Here is a 24,934-nt window from a genome sequence, read left to right on the forward strand (position 1 = left end):
CTCACCCCCTTAAATCGGTAAGACTTATGGGATCCTAGCGTATCGTTTCGCAATCCTAGCGAGGTCGGGTCCATATCGACGATACTCAATTTTTAGCTGTCTATTAAGAAGCTTGTACTTTTTCTTGGCTTGTTAAGGTTACGATTACACGGCGCTCTAGTGCGCGGTCTTTACGTAAATTAGCGTGAGCATCCTGCTCGCCAACGGCTTGAGTGTCGATCTTCTTCACTTCTACACCGTGAGAAACTAAGTAGGCTTCTACGTGCTGTACACGTTTTTCAGATAGCTTAAGGTTATATTGGCTATCACCTTGGTTATCTGATTGACCGTTAAGTAAGATCACATCTTGATCTTTACTCTTTGAAAGCTTGATAACTTGGTCTAGCTTGGCCTTGGCTGTGCTATTAAGCTCTGAAGAATCAAACCCAAATAGTACGGCTACACTGCTCTTTTCGGTGTGAATTTCATACTTAGGCTCAGGCTTTGGCTCTGGACGAGGCATAGGTTTAGTCTGCTTCTCAATCACGGCAGGTAGTACAACTGCTGTTGTTGTCGCAGCCTTCACTCCGAAGCGATAAGTCAGCTGTAGACCCACTGTCTGTGCGTCCATGTTTGCCGTGTTCCATGCTGTTTCATCGATTTTGGCAAAACGACGGTACTTAGCAGAAATCGCCAAAGAATCTGTGATGTTGTAACCCACACCTGCACCAAAGTAAGGGGCTGTATCCATCGCGCTAACATACTTATCGGCACTCATCTGGTGTGCTAGGTGATATTGATAAGCACCAGCTTCACCAGTTAAGAACCATTTTTCTGATAGCGGTAAAGTACCCACAACACCCAGAGTAAAGCCGTCAACGTCTATTTTCTGGCTACCGTCTAAACCACCCCACATGTGAGTATCATCGGTAGCACCCAGATCTTGCCAGCCAGCTTCGAAGGCTAAATATTTGTTTAGTTGATAACCTACTAGGGCATTCCAAGCTAAATCGCTGCCGTCGCCTAGGTGGCTAGCGGCGTCAACTGACTCATAGTTGCTTTGGCCTGCACCTGCACCTATGTACCAAGTGTTATCAACATCGGCTGCATTGGCGTAACCGCAAGTACCTATTAATGCGAGTGCAATTAGTGTCTTGTTCATCATGTTATCTCCGTTGAGTTTTAATTAGTCTCTCATTTCAATGGAGCGCATTTTGAGGGATTAGCTAAATTAGAGCGATAGAGTAAATACAATAATGATTATTTGATTTACTTATGCTCAATGTTTATTTTTGCCCTGAAAAGCGACAAAACGCGAGGTTGCAGGCTTTTGATATAAGTGATTTGGATGATGAATAAAATGAATACTTAGCGGATATAGGGCACCGCTAAGTATCGATCAGGTTAGTGCTCTTGGATATGGATCTGTTTTACCGGGCAAGGGATCTCGATATTCGCCTGTTTTAATGCTTTAAATAGTTCGGCATTAGTTTGGTACTTGTCTTGAAAGTAAGTGTCGGTAGACACCCAGTAACGAATGCCTATTTCAATACCTATACTATTAAAGTCATTGATACCGACTTGGGCTTTATCGCCTTCAAAGACTCTAGGGCTATCGGCTAGTACTTTAGCTAACATGCCTACCACTTCGTCAGTATTAGACTGATAACTGATATTAAACTTGGTTTCGACCAGTTTATTGGCAAAAGAGTTATGTAAGATCTCGCCGACAATATGCTTATTGGGGATGTTGATCTCCTCTCCCTCTTCGTTAGTCAGCACCGTCATACCGAGGTGGATATTTTTAACTAATCCGCCAACTCCTTTTATCTCGATGGTGTTACCCACAATAAAAGGTCGAGTGACAATAATGGTAATGCCAGCCGCGTAGTTAGCTAACATGCCCTGTAATGCCAAACCTGCACCTAGAGAGGCTGCACCTATTGCTGCGACCATAGGGGTGACACTGATCCCCAACTTGCCTAAGGCAATAATACCTACCATCACAATAACTAAGATGCGCACGAAGTTGCTGGTAAAGTTACTGAGGGTGATATCTATCTCGTGCTTTTCAAAAATACGCGTGACAAGGTTAGCCGCTTTGGCTGCTAGCCATAGACCAATCAGGAAGATAATGATGGCACCTAGAATACTAAAGCTATATTGCACCAGAAATTCGGTGATGGCGGTGTAAGCGTTTTGCAGTTGTGCGATCTCTTGGTCTAGGCCTTGCTCATTCATGGATCTATCCTCTATGACAACCTTTATCAATTAGCTTACTGAAAATAAACAGTTTTGTAACTCAGTTTTTGCGCAGTTGTGAGCTGCTATGAGGACATTTTTGACACTGAGCGACTTAGCGTGAAGAGGATCAAGCTTTGTTGCTAAGTTTACTGTTGCTCTTTAGAGAATAGGTTACTCTTTCTGCTAATTCTAATTTGCCGAGTCCTGTTATGAGAGCACTTATCTTCGTTTTATCTAGTATGTTAGCCACGTCAGCGTGGGCGAATACCTATCAAGTTGGCGATCAAATCCTTGATATCAAGTTGCAAGATCAACACGAAGCACAATACCAAGTTGATAGCACTACAACTCGGGTTTTATTTAGCAGCAGCATGGATGGCGGAACCGTTATTCAAGAGACTTTAGAAGCCGATCCTGAATTAGTTAAAGATTCAACTTTGATTTATGTGGCTGACATTAGTGGTATGCCGTCGTTGATTGCTCGTTTTGTTGCCTTACCTCAGTTTAAAAAGTTTCCATACAGAGTGGCACTGGACAACGAAGGTGAACAGACTAAGCCGTTACCTGCTCAAAAAGATCAGGCGACGCTAATTGAGCTCAATAATAATCAGATCACTAACATCAGCTACTATGAGACTGCCGATGCTCTGTTAGCAGAGTTGAAATAGTAGAGATTTAATAAAACTTAAAAAGGGCGCTTAGCGCCCTTTTTGCTTCTTGATGCTATGTTGAACAGTTTTAAGCAGAACGCCCCTTCAAAATATCGTAGATCTCTTCTTTTAAATGCAGCTTCTGTACTTTTAGTTCATGCACCTCTGAGGTGTAGTCGCTAGCGATGTTTTTCTCCAGGTTTTTTATCTCCTCATCAAGTTGGTTATGCTTGTTAAACTTCTTCTGAAAGTGTGTGTCAGATGTCTTTAGCTGGCTGATAAGTTCACGGTATTCTGGAAACATGCAGGCGTCCTTCTTGCTGGTTTTATTGCGGATTGTTCATTTGCTTCAGTTCTAAACTAACGCGATTTACTATGGCTAAATGTGATATCGATCAAATAGTGAGCGATTAGATTTGTAAGCTAGAACAGTGTGATTCTTATGCTGTCATCACTCCCCAAAAAGTCCTCAGATGAGCAGCTCTTAAGCGCGATATGTTAAGGCATCTAGCGAGTCAAAATATATAACTAAGCTATTGCTAATGTTAGTGTTATTTCATGTAAGTAACAGCTTCAAGCCTTGATTCTAACTTGTATCTATAGCTCTCTATTTGTCTGGCGCAATGCTGGCTAGCTGCTATATTCTAGCTCAGAGTGCTGATTGATTTAGTAACTAGATTACGACAAATCATTTACTCTTGGCGGGAAAAGTGTGATCGGCTTAACCTTTTTAGCAGCGAGACTAAGTTAAAGTCGTTTTAATTCGATTTATAAATTCAAAAATGAAAGGGGTTTTCACGATGTCTGATGTATTTCATTTAGGCTTAACTAAAGAGATGTTAGATGGTGCCAGCTTAGCGATTGTGCCAGGGGATCCAGAGCGTGTTAAACGTATCGCCGAGTTGATGGAGAATGCGACATTTTTAGCGAGTCATCGTGAATATACCAGTTATTTAGCCTATATAGATGGCAAACCTGTGGTCGTATGTTCAACCGGGATCGGCGGTCCATCGACCTCAATTGCCGTTGAAGAGTTAGCGCAGCTTGGTGTACGTACCTTCCTACGTGTGGGTACCACAGGCGCGATTCAGCCACATGTGAATGTGGGTGATGTGATCGTAACGCAAGCTTCTGTTCGCTTAGACGGTGCTAGCCTGCATTTTGCGCCGATGGAGTATCCTGCGGTAGCAAACTTTGAGTGTACAACCGCTATGGTCGCAGCGAGTCGTGAAGCGGGTCTTGAGCCTCATATTGGTATTACCGCGTCATCAGATACCTTCTACCCAGGTCAAGAGCGTTACGACACGGTTTCGGGTCGTATTACGCGTCAGTTCAAGGGCTCTATGCAAGAGTGGCAAGATCTTGGTGTGCTGAACTATGAGATGGAATCTTCGACGCTATTTACCATGTGTGCGTCACAGGGGTGGCGTGCGGCATGTGTTGCAGGGGTTATTGTTAACCGTACTCAGCAAGAGATCCCTGATGAAGCGACAATGAAGAAAACTGAAGTCAGTGCGGTATCGATTGTGGTTGCAGCAGCTAAGAAGCTACTAGCATAACCAATTTCACTTGAGTTCTGTTCAATAAAAAAAGGCGCTATAAGCGCCTTTTTCATTGGAATCGAAACCGATTCTAGAAATGGTATTTAGCGATCACCGAATAGGTGTTTTGGTCCATACCATCTACGCCATATTTGTTTTTCCAGTAATCGTATTCGATACCAACAAATAGCTTATTCTTCTGCTGGTCGCCTAGCACGACAGCACCTAAGTCATACTTAAGCTGTGGGTTGAAGTGGAAGTTAGTCTCATAACTCGCTTCATCTGTGGCAAATACCCAGTCAATGTAACCATCGAATACGATATTTGAATTGCCAACTGGGAAGTCCATTCTAAATGATGGTGTTAACTGCCAGCCGTCACTGATGTTGTCACTGCCCATCGCGTGTCTACGGTAAGTGTTTAGCTGGAAGTAGCTAAAGTATGGGATCTTAATATCCATACCGACACCGTATAGGAAACTCTCGACTGGGCCTTCACCTTCTTCTAAAGCCAGTGCTAGCGATAGATCGGTAACTGGGCCAAAACCTACGGTTTTACCTAATATTTTACCTGCACTGAAGCGAGTTGAGATTTCGCCATAGGTGCTATTGTCTTTACCGCCGTTTGAGCCATTGAAATAAGTCACGTCCTGAAACGCAAACCAGTCGCCATATTTCCAATCACCAGCGGTTTCAAAGGTAACTGCTGTTTGTTTATCTGAAGGTGCTAAATCGTAATTTTCACCATATAAGCCAGTGACACTCACATCCCACCAGTTAACCATATTATCTGCCATTGCAGTCGGGCTGACTAGCAAAGCTAAACATAGTAATTTTTTGTTCATCGTAAAACCTTTTATTTTTATGAGACCTCTAGGTACAGTAAATTGGAATTATACCTATAGGCATTTAATCGTTATTTTGCTGGCGGGGAATATAGGCGCAAAGTGAATAATGTTCAAAGGATTTGTGGGGATTTTTAAGTTTGGCATAGGGTTTGGCTTGTAAGTCATTGATTACTGGTTTTTTAACTGAGATTTTTACTTTGACTATTGTCTTTAAAAGAGAACTGTAGCGGTGAAAAATTGAAACCCATTAGATTGATGGCTGCTTGCCTAGTGGAGTTTTGTCGCCTGTGCTACAGTCGTTGTTGGATATTCGATGACATATTATGTCGCACAAAAGATGTTCAGCTGATATAGTCACCACAGACTCTTTCATTTCAGGGGGAAATATGGAGTTTTCAAATCCAATCATAATTTGGGCATGTATCGGAGTTATTCTCGTACTCGCTGAGATCATTCTACCGGGTGGTATTGTGATTCTTTTAGGCGCGGCATGCTTAGTGGTCGCAAGTGCCTTGGCTATAGGTTTAGTCGAAGGAATAGTACAAAGCTTAACGCTTTGGTTTATCTCATCTATGGTGCTATTGCTGACCTTTCGTCAAGTCACTCAGAAGTTAATTGGCGGTGACGCTCATATCGGCAACACTGATGAAGAGTTGGATATTTACGATCAGCTCGCCATCGTCAAACAAACCATAGGTCCGGCGCAGCAGATGGGACGGGTTGAATTTCAAGGCTGTGAATGGTCCGCATTAGGGGATGGTAGCGAGATTGCTGCTGGCTCCCAAGTTAGGGTTATCTGCAGAGATAATATTGCGTTAGTGGTTGAGCCTATTAAGGCTGAAGACGAGCACTACGTCGAAAAGTAATTAGTTAACGTCAGGAAGGAATCTCTCTATGTTCGCATTTACACTCTTTGTTTTATTTGTCTTTTTTATCCTCTATAAATTGTTGCTCATTGTGCCTATGCGCGAGGTCAACGTGATTGAGCGCTTAGGTAAGTTTCGCACAGTGCTACAGCCCGGTTTTCACTTTCTGATCCCGTTTTTCGATCGGGTCGCCTATAAGCATGAGATCCGTGAGCAGGTACTCGATGTGCCACCACAAAGCTGTATCTCAAAAGATAACACTCAGCTAGAGGTCGATGGTTTAGTTTACCTCAAGGTGATGGACGGTAAGCTTGCCAGTTATGGTATTGAAGACTATCGACGCGCGGCGGTAAACCTAGCGCAAACTACCATGCGTTCAGAGATAGGTAAATTAAGCCTAAGTCAGACATTTTCGGAGCGAGACAGCCTGAATGAGTCGATAGTACGAGAGATCGATAAGGCATCGGATCCTTGGGGGATCAAGGTGTTGCGTTACGAGATCAAGAACATCACGCCCTCACGTAAAGTCATTCACACCCTAGAGAAGCAGATGGAAGCGGAGCGAAGCAAGCGCGCCGAGATCACCCTAGCGAATGCAGAAAAGGCGGCGATGATTAATTTGTCTGAAGGTGAGCGCCAAGAAGCGATTAATCTATCGGAAGGTGAGAAACAGCGCCGTATTAACGAGGCTAAGGGTACGGCACAAGAGATTGCTATCATCGCCCGGGCTAAGGCTGAAGGCATGGAGCTTGTTTCTGCCGCGCTTGCCAAAGAGGGCGGCCATGAAGCGATGAATATGCAGCTTAAAGAGCAGTTTATTACTCAGGTTGGCAAGATATTGGCTGAGGCCGATGTGTCAGTGGTGCCGGCTGAATTGGCTAAAATTGAAGGATTCTTTGAAGGCATGGAGCAGGTTACTCACGCTGTGTCTGCCAACTCAGTGAAGGGAGCACGCTAATGATGATTTCTGGAATTGATACCGATCTAATTGTAATGGGCATTTGGGGCCTTATCTTTGCTATTTTCGTGGTTAAGCTGTTTCAATCGATTCGATTAGTACCGACAAAATCGGCTTATATCGTGGAGCGCTTAGGTAAATATCACTCAACCTTAGATGCAGGCTTTCACGCCTTAGTGCCATTCGTCGATAAAGTGGCTTATATACACGATCTAAAAGAGGAGACGATTGATGTGCCTCCTCAAGAGTGCTTCTCATGTGATGAGGTCAATGTCGAAGTCGATGGGGTCATCTACATCTCAGTAATAGACCCTGTTAAGGCGAGCTACGGCGTGACTGACTATCGTTATGCGGCAATCCAGTTAGCACAAACAACCACCCGTAGTGTAATCGGTACCCTAGATCTAGATCGCACCTTCGAGGAGCGTGATGTGATTAGCGCCAAAGTGGTCGAAGTGCTGGATCAAGCGGGCGCCATGTGGGGCATTCGTGTTCACCGTTATGAGATTAAGAATATCACTCCGCCAGAAACGGTAAAAAATGCCATGGAGATGCAGGTCAACGCCGAGCGTGAACGCCGTGCTTTACTGGCAAAGAGTGAAGGTGATAAGCAGAGTAAGATTAACCGCTCAGAAGGTATTAAAGCGGAAACCATTAATCACTCCGAAGGTGAAATGCAGCGCCGTATTAACGAGGCTGAGGGTAAGGGCGAGGAGATCTTAACCATTGCACGAGCCACGGCTGAATCGATTGAGCGTATGGCTACCGTGATTGCGGCGCCAGGCGGCAAGAATGTGGTGCGTATGCAACTCGGCGCGCAGTACCTTAAGCAGCTTGATGGAGTCAGTACTGGTCAGAGTAAGGTGATTCTGCCCGGCAACATGATGGACTTCGATCACTGGATGAATAGCATTGGTCTAGAAGAAGATAAAGACTAGTCGATTCTGTTTATAACCTAAAATATCTATGCTAGATCCTATACTGGGGTCTAGCATTTTTATTTCAGGTAGTGATTTGATTTTATTCTGATTAACTTAAGAGAGATTTTATGGCATTCGATGATAAGTTTAGGCTCAGCAGTCACGCCGTGATCTTAAAACAGGGTGTCAGTGAACCGAGTGTCTTATTGTTAAAGGCTAACTACGGCGAATGTGCTTGGGGCTTACCTGGCGGGGCATTGGACCCAGGCGAGACGATTCATGAAGCGCTGCTACGTGAATGCCAAGAAGAGTTAGGTGTTCGGGTGCAGGTTAAGTGTCTTACCGGCGTTTACTACCATCAAGTATATGACTCACAGGCATTTATTTTCTTGTGTGAACTCGATGACCCTTACAACATATGCCTAAGTGAAGAGCATAGCGAATACCAATACACTCCAGTTTCAAAGTTATCTGAAATACAACATCAGAGAGTGGAAGATTGCCTTGGCTATGATGGCATCGTTGTAAGTCGTAAGTTCTGATGGCACTTGCTGTAATTCACTTCCCTGAGACCAGCTTATTGCTCAGTAAATTACATTGCGAATATCAACATTTACTCTCGACACTTTCAAAACTATCTAAGGTACAAAAACAGAGGGTGGAAGACTGCCTTAACTATGATGGTGTGGTTGTAAGCCGTAAGTTCTGATGGGCTTTATGGCGCTTGCATTCATAAATTTCTCTGAAACCGCTTCTTTCTCTGCTAAAAAAGAGCGTTGCGAATATCAACATTTACTCTCGACACTTTCAAAACTATCTAAGGTACAAAAACAGAGGGTGAAAGACTGTCTTAGCTATGATGGTATCGTTGTAAGCCTACATAGCTGTCAGTGGGATCGGCAACTCTTGAGTCGCTAAGTTTTCGTGGAGCTCTTTGTAGTGAGTACCTATTTTGAGCAACTCAGTTAGAGGTACCGCCTTACTGATTAGAAAGCCTTGAGCATAATCACACATCATAAAGCTAAGCTCATCTAATTGCTCTTGAGTCTCGACCCCTTCGGCAATGACTCTGATCCCCAAAGCGTGAGCCATCTCGATAGTAGCGATGATCAGCTCGTTACTCTTACCGTCTTTGTTCATATCACTAATGAAGCTGCGATCAATCTTGAGGATCTGGAACGGATAGGTTCTTAAGTAGCTTAGTGAGGAGTAACCAGTACCAAAATCATCCATTGAGATACAAAAACCCGCATTGCTTAGTTGCTTAAGGGCATCCAAAGTATAGGCGTGGCCACTCAGCAGTACACCTTCGGTAATTTCAAGTTCTAGATCATCGGGGCGCATGCCAAATTTGTAAACTTGATCTGTAATGAGCTGGACCAGATTTGGATTTCTAAACTGTCTTGGTGAAAGGTTAATGGCGACTCGAAACTTGTCATTAAACAACTTCTGCCAGGTGCGTGCAGCCTCTAGCGCGCATTTAAGAATAAACTCTCCCATTGGCTCAATCACTCCTGTTTGCTCGGCAATAGGAATGAACTCGGCAGGTGATACGTTCCCTAGGGTTGGATTATTCCAACGTAGCAGGGCTTCGGCCCCCATGATACTGCCATCTCGGATATCGAGTTGAATTTGAAAGTGAGCTTGTAGCTCTCCCCGTTCTAAGGCTCCGTGGATCTGCTCTTCAATCGCAAGGCGGCGTGATACCTCTTTATTCATCGCATGGGTGAAGTAGGAGTAGGTATTTCGGCCAATACTTTTGGTGTGATACATGGCCGAGTCGGCATTTCGTAACAGCTCTGATGATGTTTCGCCGTCATTAGGGTAGATGGCGATACCAATACTGGCGGTAAGCACTAGCTGCCGATTATCGATATAGAAAGGCTTTCTAAAGCCGCCAATGAGATTCTCGGCTAGGGGTTGGGCGTCGCTAGCGCTCGATAGACCATCCAGCAATATGATAAATTCATCGCCTCCTAAACGGCCAACGGTATCTTCGGATCGGGTGGCATTCAGCAAGCGCTTTGATGCACTGATCAGTAGTTGGTCACCTGCTTCATGGCCTAAGGAATCATTAATCTTCTTAAAGTCATCTAAATCGAGAAAGATAACTGCAATCATCTGACCGCTTCTCTCACTAGCTTCGACTAATTGTTCGAGTCGTTTTAGCGCTAAAAATCTGTTAGGTAGCTCAGTTAAGGTATCGTAGTGGGCTTGATGGCGAATAAGTGCTTCCGCTTCGAGACGCTCACTATTGTCATAAAAAGAGATCACCGCACCGTTTCTGTTGTGCTGTAGTACTAGAGGTTGTGATTTGTAATCAACAGGGAAGCTACTGCCGTCGGCTCGCCAAAAAATATCCTCTTTAACCTCTCCATTACTGAGTGGAAGCGTTGCTTCTGTGCAAGAGTGGTTTTGATAGATCAGCTCGTGCATATTGAAGTTCAGTAGTTGCTCTGGGCTGGTGTATCCGAGTAATTGAGCACATATCGGGTTGGCAAAAATGCACTTTCCTTTATCGTCGATGGCATAAATGGCAACCGCTGCCGACTCTAAAACAGCCTTAAGCAGTGGATCATTTGTCTGCATTTCCTCTTGGTTTTTCTCTTGGTTCTGCTCCTGAACAGTTTTGAACTGCTTGTGTTTACTGCATTGTTCTCGCTTTTCTTTTAATTGCTTTAATGAGTGGAACTTAGCGATATTAGAGCGAGCGTTAGCGGATTGTCCAATGTCAGTCGAGCTCTCGTCATCTAGCTCTTGTATCTGGGAGGGCTGGTGATAAAAATGCAGCCAAAGCGTGCCGAGGAGTGCGACATTAGCCAATAAGAGTAAGGGGATAATGATCTGGATTTCAGGGGATTGTGATGGAGAGCTAAATATCCAAAGCATACCCAGTGCAACGGTTAAAATCGTCATAAGAAGGCAAAGGAGCCATGGATTTTTTGAAATTTTTTTGCTGATTTGCATGCATCACATCCAGAGTTTGATAATGAAACTTTATCTCTTTTGGCTAAACGAAGTCGGCTTAAGCGAGTTCATGAGAGTAAGCTGATTGCGATCTGAAGGAGAAACCCCAAAGGCTATGTGGGCAAGCTGAGCTGGAGGGAGTTTGCTGGGCTAATGCTGGCAGGGCTAATGTTTTCTGAGCTAACGTTTGCAGAGCTATTGAAGAATTCATATTTAGTCCTTTATAAAGTTCAGAAATCAAATCCGTTGATCACATTGGTATTAAGTATAGGACTTAAATCAACAAATGGTAAATAAGCTTAAGTGTAACAAAACGTCAGTTTGAGCCTTAAAAAGTTTTCATAGATAAATCAGATGCTAATCAATGTGATCTTATTTAGAATTGTGCTCATTAGTGCAATTAATTGAGTAAAAGAGTTAACTATGACAATTGAAAGAATTGAAACTGCCGCTCGCATGAGCCGTATCGTTAAGCATAATGGCACCATCTATCTATGTGGTCAGGTAGCTAAAGATGCCGAGCAAGATATTACCGAGCAAACCCGCACTATGCTTGAAAAGGTCGACACTCTACTCGAGCAAGCGGGCAGCGATAGAGAGCACATCTTATCGGCAACTATTTACATTAAAGATATGCAGTACTTTGCTGAAATGAACGCAGTTTGGGATGCATGGGTTCCTGAAGGTTTCGCACCCGCTCGCGCATGTGTTGAAGCAAAGATGGCTCGCGATGCATTATTAGTTGAAATTTCTGTGGTGGCTGCCGAGAAAGCATAAGTTTATACCAATCAGTATATGAAGAGTTCAATCGCCGAAGTGACTCCTCGCTTCGGCGATTCCATTTCTTAACGATTTCCCCCTGCTAGTTTCGCTTATTCTATCCCCGAGAACCTCGCTTCTGTTATACTGCCCGCCTGATTTTTTGGAGGCAATAATGGACGTATCTTCTTTACTAGACGGCCTAAACGACAAGCAGCGAGAAGCTGTTGGTGCACCGCAATCCAGCATGTTGGTATTGGCGGGTGCGGGTAGTGGCAAAACGCGGGTGCTCACCCACAGAATTGCCTGGTTGATGCAGGTTGAACAGCAAAGCCCTTATGCAATTTTAGCGGTAACCTTTACCAATAAAGCGGCAAAAGAGATGCGTGAGCGTGTTGAAAAAGTTGCTGGTGGCAATATGAGCCGCATGTGGATCGGTACTTTCCACGGCTTAGCCCACCGCTTGCTGCGTACCCATTATAAAGATGCCAATCTGCCTGAGAGCTTCCAGATCTTAGATTCAGACGATCAACTGCGTCTGATCAAACGTATTCTAAAAAGCCTTAACTTGGACGAGAAGCAGTATCCGCCAAGACAAGCTCAAGGCTACATCAATGGTAAGAAAGACTTAGGTCTACGCCCGTCGCATATCGATGCGGGCGGCTTCCCGATTGAGCAAAATTTACTGAAGATCTATCAGATCTATCAAGATTCATGCGATCGCGCAGGTTTAGTCGATTTTGCGGAAATCTTACTCAGAGCCCATGAGCTTTGGCTCAACAAGCCGCATATTCTGGATCATTACCAAGACAGGTTTAAGCATATTCTGGTAGACGAGTTCCAAGACACTAACGCCATTCAATACGCATGGATCCGTGTACTTGCGGGTTCTACTGCCAATGTGATGATAGTCGGTGATGACGACCAGTCTATCTACGGCTGGCGCGGCGCTCAGGTGGAGAACTTGCATAAGTTCTTGGCCGACTTCCCAGCGGCGCAAACTATTCGTTTGGAACAGAACTATCGTTCGAGCGGTAATATTCTAAATGCCTCGAACGAGCTGATTGCCAATAACCCAGATCGTATGGGTAAAAAACTTTGGACCGACGACAAAGACGGTGAGCCAATTGGCCTTTACTGTGCCTTTAACGAAATGGATGAGGCGCGCTTTATCGTTGGCCGCATTACCGATTGGCAAGATGAGGGGGGCAAGTTAGAAGATTGCGCCATTCTTTATCGTTCCAACGCTCAGTCCCGCGTACTGGAAGAAGCCTTATTGCATAAAGGCATCGCTTATCGTATCTATGGCGGCCTGCGCTTCTTCGAACGCCAAGAGATTAAAGACGCCATGGGTTACCTGCGACTTATCAATAACAAGAATGATGATGCTGCCTTTGAGCGTGTGGTGAATACCCCAACTCGTGGTATTGGCGATCGCACTCTAGATATCATTCGTACCACTGCACGCCAGCAAGAGATGACCCTGTGGGAAGCGAGTCTTCGCTTACTGGAGGAGAAGGTCCTTAACGGCCGTGCCGCCAATGCCGTACGGGGTTTTATGGACTTGATTGTCGCCATGAGAATGGACACCGACGAGCAATCTTTGCACCGTATGACAGACCATGTGATCCAAACATCGGGTCTAAAGGCGATGTATGAGGCCGAGAAGAGTGAAAAGGCCCGTGCACGTGTAGAGAACTTAGAAGAATTAGTTACAGCTGCTCGCAGCTTTGTGATGCCTGAAGAGATCGAAGACATGGGCGAGCTCAATGCCTTCCTGTCTCACGCAGCGCTAGAAGCGGGTGAAGGCCAGGCTGATGAGTTTACCGATGCGGTGCAGTTAATGACACTACACTCGGCAAAGGGTCTTGAGTTCCCAATGGTGTTTATGGCGGGTGTCGAAGAAGGCTTGTTCCCGAGCCAGATGGCTATCGATGAAGGTGACCGTCTCGATGAGGAGCGCCGTCTCTGTTATGTGGGTATGACCCGTGCCATGCAGAAGCTGTATATCACCTACGCCGAGTCGAGACGCATTTATGGCCGTGAAAGCTTCGCGAGACCTTCACGTTTTGTAAAGGAAATTCCTGAGCAATATGTGCAGGAGATTCGTATGCGTACTCAGGTTTCAGCGCCAGCAGTCAGCAGTCGCTTTAGTAAGCAAGATAATGCCTTCAATGATTCAGGCTTTAAGATTGGTCAGCGTGTGATGCACCCTAAATTTGGTGAGGGCACTGTGACCAATTATGAAGGAAGTGGTGCACAGGCGCGGATTCAGGTTAACTTTTTCGATGTTGGTAGTAAGTGGTTAGTCATCGCTTACGCGCGCTTGGAATCGTTATAATCGTGATGGTTGAATAAGGCTGAGCTTAGACTCAGCCTTATTTTTAGCCGAAAAAAAACACGCTGTTCTTATTTATCTCGATACTGGTTGAATACTGTTACAGCTCAGTCATAATGCGGTTACAAAATTAAAGGCCGAAGACGTTGTAGGAGAGCCTAATCATGAATTTAAGGGATAAACTAGACGTTTATATGCGACTCGCGCGTATGGACCGTCCCATTGGTACTTTGTTGTTATTATGGCCCTGTTTAATGGCCTTAACTTTTGCTGCGGGTGGCTTACCCGATCTAAAGGTGTTTATTATTTTTGTGATTGGCGTATTTTCGATGCGGGCTTGCGGCTGCATTATTAACGACTATGCCGATAGAAAGCTCGACGCCCATGTTGAGCGTACCAAAGGTAGGCCGTTAGCCAGCGGCGAAGTCAGTAGCAAAGAAGCCTTACTACTATTTGTTGTTATGGCACTGTTTTCCTTTGGCTTAGTGTTAATGCTAAACCCACTCGTGGTGCAGCTATCCGTTATCGGTATCATTCTTACCATCATCTATCCCTTTACTAAACGCTATACCAATATGCCGCAGATGTTTCTCGGCACGGTATGGAGCTGGTCCATTCCCATGGCTTATGCCGCGCAAACGGGAACGGTTCCGGTCGAGGCCTGGTGGTTATTTGCGGCTAACTGGTGCTGGACGGTGGCATACGACACCATGTATGCCATGGTGGATCGCGATGACGATTTAAAGGTGGGGATCAAGTCGACGGCGATTCTATTTGGGCGCTATGACAGACAGATTATAGGTCTATTCCAGCTTGCGGCACTGAGCTGCTTTATTATTGCTGGCATGGTTGCTGATCGCGGCGCTATTTATGCTGTCGGTATCTTGGCCTTTATCGGTTTTGGCCTGTACCAACAAAAGCTAATCAATGGACGCGAACGGGCACCATGTTTTACCGCTTTTCTCAATAATAACTGGGCAGGCATGGTGTTATTTACCGCGCTGATGCTGGATTATTTAGTGTTAGGTTAGCCCCTCGCTTACTTAGCCCTTAAAAAGCGCCTCTAGCATGAGGCGCTTTTTTTATGCTTAACATTCATCGATATTTAAATCTTGCTGTGCTCAATCCAACTTTCGTATACGACCTTGCTGAAGATCCCTGACTATAATTATTATCGGCACAGCTTTAAAGGTTCACAGAAGTGACATTTAGGTTAGCTATGCTCAACTAAAGGCAATAGCGAATTGTCATTGGTTATAAGCGACAAATGGATTTGATAGATACGGAGGGAGGGATGTCAGCTTGGATTACCGCTTATGAAGCGGGGCAGTGGGCGCATTATGAATTAGGATTACTCCTTATTGCGGCGTCTGTTTTGCTTATTTGGTTACTGGTTTGCCACTTCAAGGCACAAGGTTTTCTGCGCTGGAGTTTGGCAGTTTTTAGCTGCGTTACTTTGGTCGGCTTGTGCTTAACCAGTCGAGTGGACGCCCTACAAATTAGCTCATTGCTAACCAAGGGCAAAAATATTGAAGTGCTGGATGGCATTTACCGCTATGGCGAGTATCGCTTTCCTCACCATAGCGCCCATGGCATAGATTTTCGTGAAATTTATATCGGCCAGCGTATGTTAAAGCTCTATCATGGAGGGTACTTAGCCCATAGTCGCTGCTATCGTGACTTCTATAACGGCAATCGATTTAGTGGCAATACCGAGCTGCGTCTATACATACATTGGTATGAGCACGAGCTAGTGTATAAGCGTACAAAGGTGGTGATCAAAACCCCCTGCATCCTAAAAATCGAGCAACGACTCAGCAGCTAACTTGCATTTTATACTTGTACTGCGAGTTTGCATTTTGGCTTGCCATGCAGACGACTGCGATTTTAGTTAGAACTTCTCTGTAGTGATTGGTGATTTAGGTGTTAACTGCTGTGAACTCTTTAACTTCTTGCTGTCGGCAGTATCTATCGAACTCTGAAGCATCCTCCCTTGCTTAGTGTTAAACAGCCAATCCATGCCATGAATCGCCGTGGTCGCAAAAGCTGTGGCGTGGTGAGCCTCATCGATAATCAATAGCTTGCTGCTAAATGCTGGGCTGCTGATCTCAAGGTTGTTTAGTAATGCCTTAAAGTGCTGTGCATCGGCCACCATATTGTACTGAGAATCTCCGTCTTCACCATTATGCTCAAGGGCGCCAATACCAATAAAGACATTGGCATCTATCTTGTTAAGTGAGGCGATATTCTTTGCAAATTGAGTCAGAAACCAGCGTTCATGCCACCAAAAAGATGGGCTGCCTATCAGGTAATTAGTAAACAGATCTGGCTGTTTTAATAGAATATAAGCGCCAAATAGGCCACCTAAAGAGTTACCAACATAGGTTCGTTGAGCGGGATCCGTGCGGTAATTCTGCTCTATATAGGGGATGATTTTGCTCTTAAAAAAGTGTAAATGTCTATCTGCCCCGCCAGTGACTTTTTCCCAACTCGCGTCTACCGTAGGGGTGTAGTCCCTGACTCGGCTATGATCGCTTCTCAGGCCAAGCTCCCATGAGATCCCGACGATAATCGCAGGCGTCATTTGCTTTGAATTCATAGGAAAGCGGGTTACGCCAGACATGATCTGAAAGGTATACATGGCATCGGTAAGATAAATCACCGGATAATTAATGTCTTTGTTTGCAGAAGATTTGTAACCTTTTGGCAGCTTGACATAGAGCCGATAGGTGCGTGCTTCATCGTTAATTTGCACTGTATGACTACGGGGAATGCTAAAAGGTGTGGTTAAGTGTGCAGTTGCTTCGATAACGGGTTTATTTGCCATACACCTAGTAGGAAAAAAGCTTGCTAACAGTATGGTGCAAAGCATGAGTCTAAGTAATGGGGCATTGCAGTTTAGGGATGACATTGTCGTCTCTACTTATCCATAAGTTGTGGCAATAGCTTAACCTTTTCTTCGGGGGAAATCTCTTACATTTAGCGCAACAAATAACCATTTTCGATGGCTGAGTTTATCGCTGGCGATAAATGGAAGTGGCTAAATATTATCCATGGCGCTTGTTTTGTGGCAATGGAGTCACTATATCTGTTATTACAAAGATTTAACAAGTCTCAAGGAGCTGAGAATGCGTCGTAGCGTTAAATATCGATTACTGTTTTTGCTGAGTGCTATTATGATTTATTGCGCCGGTTTTCAGTGGTTACCAGAGTCAATGGAGGCTGGAAATGCACTAGGACTAACTATTGCCGCGACTATTGGCTACTTTGTCTTACTGCCAGCCATTTATGCTTACAGCATTATCCACGTGGGTCAGCAAAAGTGGTGGAAGATGATCGTTATTTTAAGCCTAAGTAGTTTGATGGCTAGGCTAAGTTTCCCCGCAGAACTCGCGAGTTACTTTGAGTTTATTGCTTGGTTACGCTACCCGATTATTGCCGTGCTTTTGGTCATTGAATTGTATTTGATGGTCAGTATTGTAAAAGGCCTTTGGCAGGCGCGTTCTTTAAAGGGCGACCCTCGTCTGCATATTATCGATAAGTACCGAGGTGAGGATGAAAAGAAGCAAACCTTAGCATTAGTTTTAGCATCTGAGCCAGCGAGCTGGTATTACGCAATTCCTTGGTTTTCTCGTAACCATAGCAATATTTTAGCAAATATTAACCTGTATTCGGCCAAGCTGTGGCATTGGTTTTTACTCATAACTGCAGCGCTCTGCGTATCGGCGTTAAGCTATATTGTTATTGCAAGTTGGAGTGAGTTGGTCGCCCTTATTGTATCTAGCATCCTTGCCTATAGCTTGGTGGCAGTGACGGCTAATTACCGGATCTCACGTCATTTCTCGGTTTATATCCAAGACAATAAGTTAGTACTTAATAACTCTATGTGGGGCTTCTTGGCGGTAAAACTCGATGATATTGAATCGATAAAACAAGGGAAGTGGGCTAAGACCTTAGCCAATAAAGGTAATAGCACTCAATCGGACATGCTCATTTTTGGTCGTGGAAAAACTGCCAATATATTGCTGACATTTAAGCAGCCACAAACTTATTTTGGTGCGTTAGGTCAGTTACCCGAAAAGGTTGAAAAGATATATCTAGTGGTGGATACACCCAAGGAGTTACAGCAGCACTTACACCCTTTATTGAGTGCACAGGCATTTAGTACTGAGGAGTTAAGTAAAGAAGCGTCATCCGATGATTCAGAAAAAGAGCGCCTAAATAAAGCCAGTTAGAAGGTGTAGTAAGCAGAGCCCTTGGCTCTGCTTACTTCTTCTTAAAAGCGGACGCTAATAAGTAGGGACAAAAGCTTATGCTTTAACTAACTTTTCTAGATCCGCAGGGCGGTAGTAAACGGATTTTAATACCTTACCTTGGCGAACTATTTTACCTGCCATATCGACGTCTTTAGCGCACTTGGCGATGATGAAGTCGCCCTTGGTGCTGCCAACAATCTCAACACCCTGCTTGGCATAGAAAGCTATGGTCTCTTCAAGCTCTTGCTCGTTACGGCAAACCTTGCTCATATTGCTCGAGTGCACTTCATCCCAACAAGTGACAAAGTCGATTTCACGATTCTTGGCAACGTGCAGTAGTAGATCGATCACGTAGCTTATCTCGAGTCTATCTGTTACCTGAGTCGCGCCTAGGTGCACCAAGCGCCCCATCAACACATACACCGAATCGACGATAGCATCGGCTTGTTCTACACGACTGTCAGCTTCTGCCAGCTCGGTGAGCTCCTCAATTGCAAGCGATGTGTGCAGCGTATCGGCTTTATCATCTAGCGTGCTGATATCCTCGTTCGGCAGGTCGAAAGTCATGCGGAACTCTCGAATATCACGATATAGGTGATCGTATAGTGGCTGATCCAAAGCGGATAGTTTCATCGGTAATATGCCTTTGCTGCTGAATAAGATTAACAGCCGCCATACTAAAGAAATGATGCGCTAAATGAAAGTCACTCAGTCAGGAGGATTTTGGTATTCATTGGCAGTTTTCCCATAGAGAGTGCAAATAAAGAATCGATTTATTAACGCCTTAATTGAGCTTATTGGCAAGGTGGCTGATGATCTGATCTTGGATCTGTTTGATTAAGTTTTGGCTATGTTGATGGTCAATATCGAGTGCCTGCCAGCCATCGGTTGCCATGATCGACAATTGAGAGATGTTGATGCTACCCGTTAGATCAAGATCACCTGCGAGCTTAACTATTCCTACGCTGGTATTGAGCCGACTAATACTAAAACTGGCCATGATCTACCCTGTTGCAATTGCCTGTTGTCAACATAGGGGCATATCGAATAACTTGCAACAAAGTTTGCCGGGTTGTTGTATTTTTGTGCGGGTGGATGTCTTGGTATGAATTTTTATCATCAGTCGTGTCTTCTGTGGGAAATGCGGCTTAAGTGCATGTTTAATCACTATTCCCCATTTGCTTGAATAGCTAGGCTGTTTTGTTGCGCAAGAATAGCTATTTCCTTAGGCAAGCTCAGCTTGGGCGCTAGACGCTATTGTTAACTTTATGTAAGGATGAGGTTTCCACCTAAGGATCTTGATTTATTTTTCAGCGTGAAAATCGATTTAATTTTAAAGATTTAATTCTAGAAGTTCTATTTTAGAAAGAGTGCTTAGGTCATAAGAATAATAAAAAGGATGCTACATGAGCTCAAACAATGATCTTCAACAGTCTGAACCAGTGACTATGGAGCCTCTGCAAGATAGCAAACATACCACCCCAACATTACTTGATGCACTTCTACCTATTATCGCTTTAGTGATAATGCTCACAGCTGCCGTCTACCTATTCTCATCCGACAGCTCTTATGGGGCAAACCAGATAGCCTTGATTATGGCTGGCTGTATCGGGTTATTGATAGGTTGGAAGAATGGTTATAGCTGGGCGGAAATGGAGCAAGGCATCGTCCGCAGTATCGGTGTCGCCACCGGGGCAATACTCATTCTATTTACCGTTGGTTCCCTCATTGGCAGCTGGATCCTTGCTGGCACGGTCCCGACCATGATCTATTACGGCATGTTGGTGCTAAATCCTGAATATTTTTATGCGGCTTGTTGTTTGTTATGTGCGGTTGTCGCCATCAGTATCGGTAGCTCATGGACGGTCGCAGGTACGTTAGGTATCGCCTTGGTCGGCGTGGCGTCAGCCATGGGACTCAGTGTCGAAATCACCGCTGGTGCCATCATTAGTGGTGCGTACTTTGGCGATAAGATGTCTCCTATGTCAGACACCACAAATTTAGCGCCAGCCGTTGCAGGAACCGATATTTTTAGCCATATCCGACATATGGTTTGGACCACAGTGCCAAGTATCATCATTGCCATGATCTGTTTTCTATTGTTAGGTTTTAATAATCAGGCAGTTATAGACAACAATAACTTTGAGCAGACCTTATCCCTAATTCAGACGCAGTTTAATCCTGGAGTTCACCTGCTGTTACCACTGTTAGTCGTGTTTATCTTAGCCTGGAAAAAAATCCCCGCCTTTCCAACAGTCATCATAGGCACTATAGCTGGAGCTATCTGCGCGGTGCTGTTTCAGTTTGATAACGTCGTGAATTTTGCAGGTGATGACAGCCTAAGCCCAGTGGTTGCTTTGGTAAAAGGGGTCTGGGTGGCAATGTTTAATGGCTATACGGCGAGCACGGGTGACGAGGTGCTGGATAACCTACTGAGCCGCGGCGGCATGAGTAGCATGATCAATACCGTGTGGTTGATCCTATGCGCGATGACCTTCGGTGGCATCATGGAAGTGACAGGCCTGCTTAAGCGCATTTTGCAAAGTGTTTTAGGCTTAGTGAAATCTAGCGGCAGCTTGATTATAACCACGCTAGCAAGTTGTATTGGCGCCAACCTTATCACCGCCGATCAGTTTATCGCTATCGTGCTTCCGGGGAGAATGCTTAAGGTGGAGTACACCAAACGCGGCTTAGCACCGGTTAATTTGAGTCGTGCTCTTGAGGATTCAGCCACCATTACCAGTCCGCTTATTCCGTGGAATACCTGTGGCGCCTACATGGCGAGTACTCTAGGCGTTGCGACGGTGGCATATCTTCCATACGCATTTTTCAATTTAGTTTGTCCGCTGATCAGCGCCGCCTATGCTAAATATGACTTTAAAGTTGAGCGTTTACCTCAAGCAGAAGTACCACAAACCGAGCAGGCGGTAGCTTAAGCTGGCACATTACTTTGGTAGAAGGTAAGGCAAAAAAAAGCCTTGTCGGCTAGGAATCGACAAGGCACTTGGCGTAGCTATTAATCGAATTATTAATAAGCCAAATCTCACCATGGAGAGGGTGAAAGTCATAACCCATCGAAATGGGCGTTTAGCAAGGAAAGCAAGGTTAAAATCATTTCAGAACCTAGAACCTAGAACCTAGAACCTAGAACCTAGAACCTAGAACCTAGAACCTAGGCTTAACGCTTCGCGACTAATGTTAATTACTAACGCTTCGCGGCTATTGTTAACTTCTAACGCTTCGCGTACTTCGCCGTTAGCTTTTCAAGGTACGGTTGCACTTCTTTGTCGCCCCAATCTAGGTAACCACGTAGGAAGCCCACTAGGTTGCCAGAACCGTCAAACACATAAGTTGCAGGCACCACATCGGCTGGCATAATTTGGTCGATGGTTTTCTTCGGGTCTAGCCAAGTCTGGTAGTGACCAAGCTCATGGCGCTCTAAGAAGGCTTGTACCTTGTCACTCTCTTCATCGATAGAGATAGGCACTACGACCAAGTCGTTATTCTTGTTAACTTGACGGATATTCTCCATCTGCGGAATTTCTTTGATACATGGCGCACACCAAGTAGCCCATAGGTTGACCAGTACCAATTTGCCTTTATATTGCTTGAGGCTAATTTGCTTGCCTTTGGTATCGGTAAACATCACTTCAGGCACTGAGCGCGCCGATTGCATCTCGATAAAGCGCGACATAATCAGTGGTTTTTCAATGGCTTTGCCTGTGTTGTACACCTTGGTTGATGCAACTTGAGCTTGGGCTGGCATAAGTAGAGATGAGAGAACCAATAAGCCGCTCAGTAAATGTGTTTTATTCATAGGTATTAGCCTTAATATCTTGATGTTTACGTTGTTCACGGATCCAAATCACCGCGAAAGCAATAATGCCAAATAGAAGAAGCAATGGTCCAAACCAAAGCAGGGCGGTAGCGGCCGAAAAGCTAGGTTGATATCTGATTTTCTCGCCATAGCGTTGTACTAAAAAATCGATGATCTCAGCTTTGGATTCACCCTGATCTAGCATCAAAAATATCTGTCCCTTAAGCTCGCTGGCGATAGGCGCACCTGAGTCAAACAGATTCTGATTGACCGACATAGGGCAGCGTAGCTCATGGGCGATTTCAAATCCTAAATCGCGGATCTGGTCTGGGGTGTAATGGATTTTGTCGCTGGCCGCCTGCGCGGAAAGGCTTAGGCACAGCAAGATGGCAAAGGCTGCCAATAAGCGCATTAGCGTCGACGTGTACGAGTTGCTCATGCTAGCTCCTTGGCGCTGTATGTATTTGCGTATTGCGTCGTCGCGACAGATGAATCAACAGCAGTGCGTTGCTGACGCAAGCTATAAAGCCCTGACATCGCGGCAATAAAACCACCTAGCATCATCATTAGGCCACCAATCCAAATCCAGCAAGCAAGCGGCTTATGGCTAATACGTACTAGGTATTCGGTTTCACTCAGTTGCTGGCCGCTCGATACATACAGATCCCGCACTAAATTACGCATGATGCCCGCTTGAGTCGTCTCCATGGCGTTAGTCTTAAAGGTTTGTCTTTGCGGGGTGATATAGCCAATAAACTTATCATCCACATCGGTCACGCGAATATTAGCCTGAATCGCGGTGTAGCTGCTTGATTCAACATCGACAGTATCTTCATAGACGAAGGTGTAGCCAGCCACGACCTTGCCTTGACCCGGCCCCATTCTGAGTAACTCCTCCGTTTCAAAGTTGGATACGGCTGTAGCGCCGATAATTGTGACAGCCACACCAAGGTGAGCGATCAACATGGCCGACTTGTTAGCGATAACGGCTAATCCTTGCTGGCGTAGGTTAAACATTAAGTAGCCAAGAGTTAGTAATATCCAGCTAGCTGAAGTAGCACCCATCCATACCCAAGGGTTGAAACCACCACGGGTTTGTAGTGCAACCAATACGCCAATGCTTGCCGCTGCGGCGAATAGGCCTGCAAGAAGGTATAAACGATGACTAGATTGCTGACATTTAATCAAAGGTGCGGCGCCCATCAATAGTACGGCAACAAAGGTCAGTGGCACGAAGATGCTGTTAAAGTAGGGCGCGCCAACCGATAGGGTTCCTAGATTCAATAGTTCGAATAACAGTGGATAGAAGGTACCGAGTAGCACAGAGATAGCGGCCACGATTAAGACGATGTTGCCGAGCAACATCACGCTATCTCGTGAGACGAGGGCAAAGTCAGATTTAGACTTAATCAAATGAGCCTTTAAGGCAAACAGGGTTAAGGCGCCACACACAAAAACACCCAATAGGAATAGAATCGACATGCCGCGAGTAGGGTCTGAAGCAAAGGCGTGTACAGACTGCACGATTCCAGATCGCACTAAGAAGGTGCCTAATAAGCTCAATGAGAATGCCAGTAAACACAGCAATAGGGTAGTGATCTTAAAACTGCTACGCTGCTGACTCAGAACAACGCTATGTAATAGCGCGGTTGCCACAAGCCAGGGAATAAACGAGGCGTTTTCCACCGGATCCCAGAACCACCATCCTCCCCAACCAAGTTCGTTATAAGCCCACCAAGAACCAAAGGCATTGCCGCCAGTTAAAAATACCCAAGCCATAAGTACCCAAGGGCGCAGGTAGCCAGCATGTTGTTGAGTAAACTTGCCACCAAGTAGCGCTGCAATCGCGGCGGCAAAAGTGACTGTCAGGCCAACATAGCCGAGGAATAGCATGGGTGGATGAAAGATCAAGCCTATGTCTTGTAAAATCGGGTTAAGGTCGCGCCCCTCGATTGGGAAGTTGGGGAGCAAGCGGGCAAAAGGGTTTGAAGTGAACAGCATAAACAGGTTAAAGCCTGCAATCACAAACGCCAGTATGGCGATCATGCGGCCGATAAATAGTGGGTCTTGATAGCGCGACGAGAATACAATCAAGCAGCCCCAAATTGCGATAGACACTACCCAAAACAGCATCGAGCCTTCATGGCTACCCCAAACCGCAGCCACCTTATATAGGATCGCTAGCTGAGTATTAGAGTGGTTGGCTACATAAGCCACCGAGAAGTCATCGAGTAAAAACGAAACAAGTAAACATAATATAGAAGCGCTAATGGTCACCGTCATTAATGCGGTTAATGTTTTTACATAACTAAATAAGTAATGGTTTTTAGTATATGACGCATAGAGCGGAATAAACGCAAGTAACACCGCCGTGACTGTGCTAATGATAAGGAAAATAAGTCCTAGCTCTGGGATCATCTTATTAACTTCTCTATTCGTTTACGTTTATAAGTTCAAAAAGCCTGTATGAAAACTATTCTTTATAATTTAGCTTTTTACTATTGTTGATATTGAACTTAGCTACTTATTTAAATTGTTTAGACTACTGTTTATTAACCAGCGGTCAATTTAGATGCTTTAGCAACGACTGTTCTACGTTATTGAACTCAAGGGTAGGGTATATTAGCTAAGTGTTTTGTGACCTCTCTATCCTTTATCGAACCCGGTATCCTTTCTGATATTTTTTCACGTCTAAATGGATTTTTTTTAGGTCTTTTTAGATATCAAAAAATGCTATTACAAGTGAAAAACGCACTTGGTATTCGTGTGCAAGTTGTTGTATTTAAATTGTT

24 protein-coding genes are annotated in these 24,934 nt (G+C 44.8%); 12 read left to right on the top strand and 12 right to left on the bottom strand.

The window, feature by feature from the left end; genetic code table 11:
- Nucleotides 1-103: 103 nt before the first annotated feature.
- Both SPEA_RS02440 and SPEA_RS02445 read right to left on the bottom strand, forming a co-directional pair.
- Nucleotides 104-1,144 (bottom strand): outer membrane beta-barrel protein, encoded by a 1,041-nt coding sequence (locus SPEA_RS02440; protein ID WP_012153722.1) that lies wholly within the window; start codon nucleotides 1,142-1,144, stop codon nucleotides 104-106.
- Between the two features lie 239 nt (nucleotides 1,145-1,383).
- Nucleotides 1,384-2,220 (bottom strand): mechanosensitive ion channel family protein, encoded by an 837-nt coding sequence (locus SPEA_RS02445; RefSeq protein ID WP_012153723.1) that lies wholly within the window; start codon nucleotides 2,218-2,220, stop codon nucleotides 1,384-1,386.
- A gap of 212 nt (nucleotides 2,221-2,432) precedes the next feature.
- Between SPEA_RS02445 and SPEA_RS02450 the strand changes: the two genes are divergently transcribed.
- Nucleotides 2,433-2,891, top strand: coding sequence for a hypothetical protein (locus SPEA_RS02450; protein ID WP_012153724.1), 459 nt, complete (start codon nucleotides 2,433-2,435; stop codon nucleotides 2,889-2,891).
- A 70-nt stretch (nucleotides 2,892-2,961) separates the two neighbouring features.
- Here SPEA_RS02450 and SPEA_RS02455 read toward each other — a convergent pair whose 3' ends face one another.
- Nucleotides 2,962-3,177, bottom strand: a complete 216-nt coding sequence (locus SPEA_RS02455; RefSeq protein WP_012153725.1) for an HP1242/YdcH family protein — start codon at nucleotides 3,175-3,177, stop codon at nucleotides 2,962-2,964.
- A 496-nt stretch (nucleotides 3,178-3,673) separates the two neighbouring features.
- Between SPEA_RS02455 and udp the strand changes: the two genes are divergently transcribed.
- Complete coding sequence (udp, locus tag SPEA_RS02460) at nucleotides 3,674-4,432, top strand: uridine phosphorylase (protein WP_012153726.1); 759 nt, start codon at nucleotides 3,674-3,676, stop codon at nucleotides 4,430-4,432.
- Nucleotides 4,433-4,505: 73 nt separating this feature from the next.
- On the opposite strand, the gene SPEA_RS02465 is transcribed toward udp, so the two are convergent.
- Nucleotides 4,506-5,258 (bottom strand): outer membrane protein OmpK, encoded by a 753-nt coding sequence (locus tag SPEA_RS02465; protein WP_012153727.1) that lies wholly within the window; start codon nucleotides 5,256-5,258, stop codon nucleotides 4,506-4,508.
- A 389-nt stretch (nucleotides 5,259-5,647) separates the two neighbouring features.
- Between SPEA_RS02465 and SPEA_RS02470 the strand changes: the two genes are divergently transcribed.
- From SPEA_RS02470 to SPEA_RS02485, 4 genes are all read left to right on the top strand, one after another.
- On the top strand, nucleotides 5,648-6,127 hold the full coding sequence (locus SPEA_RS02470; RefSeq protein WP_012153728.1) for an NfeD family protein: 480 nt from the start codon (nucleotides 5,648-5,650) through the stop codon (nucleotides 6,125-6,127).
- 28 nt (nucleotides 6,128-6,155) lie between these two features.
- A complete protein-coding gene (locus tag SPEA_RS02475) occupies nucleotides 6,156-7,085 on the top strand; it encodes an SPFH domain-containing protein (RefSeq protein ID WP_012153729.1) in 930 nt (309 codons plus the stop codon).
- Between the two features lie 2 nt (nucleotides 7,086-7,087).
- Nucleotides 7,088-8,023 (top strand): SPFH domain-containing protein, encoded by a 936-nt coding sequence (locus SPEA_RS02480; RefSeq protein WP_041411236.1) that lies wholly within the window; start codon nucleotides 7,088-7,090, stop codon nucleotides 8,021-8,023.
- Between the two features lie 110 nt (nucleotides 8,024-8,133).
- Nucleotides 8,134-8,547, top strand: a complete 414-nt coding sequence (locus SPEA_RS02485) for an NUDIX hydrolase (RefSeq protein ID WP_012153731.1) — start codon at nucleotides 8,134-8,136, stop codon at nucleotides 8,545-8,547.
- 334 nt (nucleotides 8,548-8,881) lie between these two features.
- On the opposite strand, the gene SPEA_RS02490 is transcribed toward SPEA_RS02485, so the two are convergent.
- Together SPEA_RS02490 and SPEA_RS23235 are read right to left on the bottom strand one after the other, a co-directional pair.
- Nucleotides 8,882-10,921: a sensor domain-containing protein gene (locus tag SPEA_RS02490; protein ID WP_223296556.1), complete on the bottom strand. Its 2,040-nt coding sequence runs from the start codon at nucleotides 10,919-10,921 to the stop codon at nucleotides 8,882-8,884.
- Between the two features lie 109 nt (nucleotides 10,922-11,030).
- Nucleotides 11,031-11,183: a hypothetical protein gene (locus tag SPEA_RS23235; RefSeq protein ID WP_190272092.1), complete on the bottom strand. Its 153-nt coding sequence runs from the start codon at nucleotides 11,181-11,183 to the stop codon at nucleotides 11,031-11,033.
- A 212-nt stretch (nucleotides 11,184-11,395) separates the two neighbouring features.
- Between SPEA_RS23235 and SPEA_RS02500 the strand changes: the two genes are divergently transcribed.
- From SPEA_RS02500 to SPEA_RS02515, 4 genes are all read left to right on the top strand, one after another.
- Nucleotides 11,396-11,749, top strand: a complete 354-nt coding sequence (locus SPEA_RS02500) for a RidA family protein (RefSeq protein WP_012153733.1) — start codon at nucleotides 11,396-11,398, stop codon at nucleotides 11,747-11,749.
- A 157-nt stretch (nucleotides 11,750-11,906) separates the two neighbouring features.
- Nucleotides 11,907-14,072 (top strand): DNA helicase II, encoded by a 2,166-nt coding sequence (gene uvrD, locus SPEA_RS02505; protein ID WP_012153734.1) that lies wholly within the window; start codon nucleotides 11,907-11,909, stop codon nucleotides 14,070-14,072.
- 161 nt (nucleotides 14,073-14,233) lie between these two features.
- A complete protein-coding gene (gene ubiA, locus SPEA_RS02510; RefSeq protein ID WP_012153735.1) occupies nucleotides 14,234-15,100 on the top strand; it encodes a 4-hydroxybenzoate octaprenyltransferase in 867 nt (288 codons plus the stop codon).
- A 263-nt stretch (nucleotides 15,101-15,363) separates the two neighbouring features.
- Complete coding sequence (locus SPEA_RS02515) at nucleotides 15,364-15,894, top strand: hypothetical protein (RefSeq protein ID WP_012153736.1); 531 nt, start codon at nucleotides 15,364-15,366, stop codon at nucleotides 15,892-15,894.
- Between the two features lie 66 nt (nucleotides 15,895-15,960).
- On the opposite strand, the gene SPEA_RS02520 is transcribed toward SPEA_RS02515, so the two are convergent.
- The gene (locus SPEA_RS02520; RefSeq protein WP_223296557.1) at nucleotides 15,961-16,896 is read right to left on the bottom strand and encodes an alpha/beta hydrolase; all 936 of its coding nucleotides are present in this window, start codon (nucleotides 16,894-16,896) and stop codon (nucleotides 15,961-15,963) included.
- Between the two features lie 301 nt (nucleotides 16,897-17,197).
- Between SPEA_RS02520 and SPEA_RS02525 the strand changes: the two genes are divergently transcribed.
- Nucleotides 17,198-18,304, top strand: coding sequence for a hypothetical protein (locus tag SPEA_RS02525; RefSeq protein ID WP_012153738.1), 1,107 nt, complete (start codon nucleotides 17,198-17,200; stop codon nucleotides 18,302-18,304).
- 75 nt (nucleotides 18,305-18,379) lie between these two features.
- Here SPEA_RS02525 and SPEA_RS02530 read toward each other — a convergent pair whose 3' ends face one another.
- Both SPEA_RS02530 and SPEA_RS02535 read right to left on the bottom strand, forming a co-directional pair.
- Nucleotides 18,380-18,958, bottom strand: coding sequence for a nucleoside triphosphate pyrophosphohydrolase family protein (locus SPEA_RS02530; RefSeq protein ID WP_012153739.1), 579 nt, complete (start codon nucleotides 18,956-18,958; stop codon nucleotides 18,380-18,382).
- 151 nt (nucleotides 18,959-19,109) lie between these two features.
- Nucleotides 19,110-19,325, bottom strand: coding sequence for a hypothetical protein (locus SPEA_RS02535; protein WP_012153740.1), 216 nt, complete (start codon nucleotides 19,323-19,325; stop codon nucleotides 19,110-19,112).
- Between the two features lie 406 nt (nucleotides 19,326-19,731).
- On the opposite strand from SPEA_RS02535, the gene nhaC reads away from it, so the two are divergent.
- Nucleotides 19,732-21,261, top strand: a complete 1,530-nt coding sequence (nhaC, locus tag SPEA_RS02540; RefSeq protein ID WP_012153741.1) for a Na+/H+ antiporter NhaC — start codon at nucleotides 19,732-19,734, stop codon at nucleotides 21,259-21,261.
- Between the two features lie 296 nt (nucleotides 21,262-21,557).
- Here nhaC and SPEA_RS02545 read toward each other — a convergent pair whose 3' ends face one another.
- The 3 genes from SPEA_RS02545 to SPEA_RS02555 are packed head-to-tail and all read right to left on the bottom strand — an operon-like array spanning nucleotide 21,558 to nucleotide 24,560.
- Complete coding sequence (locus tag SPEA_RS02545; protein ID WP_041410787.1) at nucleotides 21,558-22,142, bottom strand: TlpA family protein disulfide reductase; 585 nt, start codon at nucleotides 22,140-22,142, stop codon at nucleotides 21,558-21,560.
- Entirely contained in the window at nucleotides 22,135-22,581 is a 447-nt protein-coding gene (locus tag SPEA_RS02550; RefSeq protein WP_012153743.1) for a cytochrome c-type biogenesis protein, read from the bottom strand. Before SPEA_RS02550 ends, SPEA_RS02545 begins: the two co-directional genes overlap by 8 nt.
- A complete protein-coding gene (locus SPEA_RS02555; protein WP_012153744.1) occupies nucleotides 22,578-24,560 on the bottom strand; it encodes a heme lyase CcmF/NrfE family subunit in 1,983 nt (660 codons plus the stop codon). Before SPEA_RS02555 ends, SPEA_RS02550 begins: the two co-directional genes overlap by 4 nt.
- Between the last annotated feature and the right edge of the window lie 374 nt (nucleotides 24,561-24,934).

Origin of the sequence: Shewanella pealeana ATCC 700345, assembly GCF_000018285.1 — a bacterium.
GTDB lineage: Bacteria > Pseudomonadota > Gammaproteobacteria > Enterobacterales > Shewanellaceae > Shewanella > Shewanella pealeana.

What these genes read in the sequence shown, in the direction of transcription:
- SPEA_RS02470 (WP_012153728.1), top strand. Translation starts at nt 5,648, where the DNA reads ATGGAGTTTTCAAATCCAATCATAATTTGGGCATGTATCGGAGTTATT.
- SPEA_RS23235 (WP_190272092.1), bottom strand. Translation starts at nt 11,183, where the DNA reads ATGAATTCTTCAATAGCTCTGCAAACGTTAGCTCAGAAAACATTAGCC.
- udp (WP_012153726.1), top strand. Translation starts at nt 3,674, where the DNA reads ATGTCTGATGTATTTCATTTAGGCTTAACTAAAGAGATGTTAGATGGT.
- SPEA_RS02455 (WP_012153725.1), bottom strand. Translation starts at nt 3,177, where the DNA reads ATGTTTCCAGAATACCGTGAACTTATCAGCCAGCTAAAGACATCTGAC.
- SPEA_RS02555 (WP_012153744.1), bottom strand. Translation starts at nt 24,560, where the DNA reads ATGATCCCAGAGCTAGGACTTATTTTCCTTATCATTAGCACAGTCACG.
- SPEA_RS02535 (WP_012153740.1), bottom strand. Translation starts at nt 19,325, where the DNA reads ATGGCCAGTTTTAGTATTAGTCGGCTCAATACCAGCGTAGGAATAGTT.
- SPEA_RS02545 (WP_041410787.1), bottom strand. Translation starts at nt 22,142, where the DNA reads ATGAATAAAACACATTTACTGAGCGGCTTATTGGTTCTCTCATCTCTA.
- SPEA_RS02465 (WP_012153727.1), bottom strand. Translation starts at nt 5,258, where the DNA reads ATGAACAAAAAATTACTATGTTTAGCTTTGCTAGTCAGCCCGACTGCA.
- SPEA_RS02520 (WP_223296557.1), bottom strand. Translation starts at nt 16,896, where the DNA reads ATGGCAAATAAACCCGTTATCGAAGCAACTGCACACTTAACCACACCT.
- SPEA_RS02485 (WP_012153731.1), top strand. Translation starts at nt 8,134, where the DNA reads ATGGCATTCGATGATAAGTTTAGGCTCAGCAGTCACGCCGTGATCTTA.
- SPEA_RS02530 (WP_012153739.1), bottom strand. Translation starts at nt 18,958, where the DNA reads ATGAAACTATCCGCTTTGGATCAGCCACTATACGATCACCTATATCGT.
- uvrD (WP_012153734.1), top strand. Translation starts at nt 11,907, where the DNA reads ATGGACGTATCTTCTTTACTAGACGGCCTAAACGACAAGCAGCGAGAA.
- SPEA_RS02445 (WP_012153723.1), bottom strand. Translation starts at nt 2,220, where the DNA reads ATGAATGAGCAAGGCCTAGACCAAGAGATCGCACAACTGCAAAACGCT.
- SPEA_RS02490 (WP_223296556.1), bottom strand. Translation starts at nt 10,921, where the DNA reads ATGACGATTTTAACCGTTGCACTGGGTATGCTTTGGATATTTAGCTCT.
- nhaC (WP_012153741.1), top strand. Translation starts at nt 19,732, where the DNA reads ATGAGCTCAAACAATGATCTTCAACAGTCTGAACCAGTGACTATGGAG.
- SPEA_RS02440 (WP_012153722.1), bottom strand. Translation starts at nt 1,144, where the DNA reads ATGATGAACAAGACACTAATTGCACTCGCATTAATAGGTACTTGCGGT.
- SPEA_RS02480 (WP_041411236.1), top strand. Translation starts at nt 7,088, where the DNA reads ATGATTTCTGGAATTGATACCGATCTAATTGTAATGGGCATTTGGGGC.
- SPEA_RS02515 (WP_012153736.1), top strand. Translation starts at nt 15,364, where the DNA reads ATGTCAGCTTGGATTACCGCTTATGAAGCGGGGCAGTGGGCGCATTAT.
- SPEA_RS02500 (WP_012153733.1), top strand. Translation starts at nt 11,396, where the DNA reads ATGACAATTGAAAGAATTGAAACTGCCGCTCGCATGAGCCGTATCGTT.
- SPEA_RS02475 (WP_012153729.1), top strand. Translation starts at nt 6,156, where the DNA reads ATGTTCGCATTTACACTCTTTGTTTTATTTGTCTTTTTTATCCTCTAT.
- ubiA (WP_012153735.1), top strand. Translation starts at nt 14,234, where the DNA reads ATGAATTTAAGGGATAAACTAGACGTTTATATGCGACTCGCGCGTATG.
- SPEA_RS02550 (WP_012153743.1), bottom strand. Translation starts at nt 22,581, where the DNA reads ATGAGCAACTCGTACACGTCGACGCTAATGCGCTTATTGGCAGCCTTT.
- SPEA_RS02450 (WP_012153724.1), top strand. Translation starts at nt 2,433, where the DNA reads ATGAGAGCACTTATCTTCGTTTTATCTAGTATGTTAGCCACGTCAGCG.
- SPEA_RS02525 (WP_012153738.1), top strand. Translation starts at nt 17,198, where the DNA reads ATGCGTCGTAGCGTTAAATATCGATTACTGTTTTTGCTGAGTGCTATT.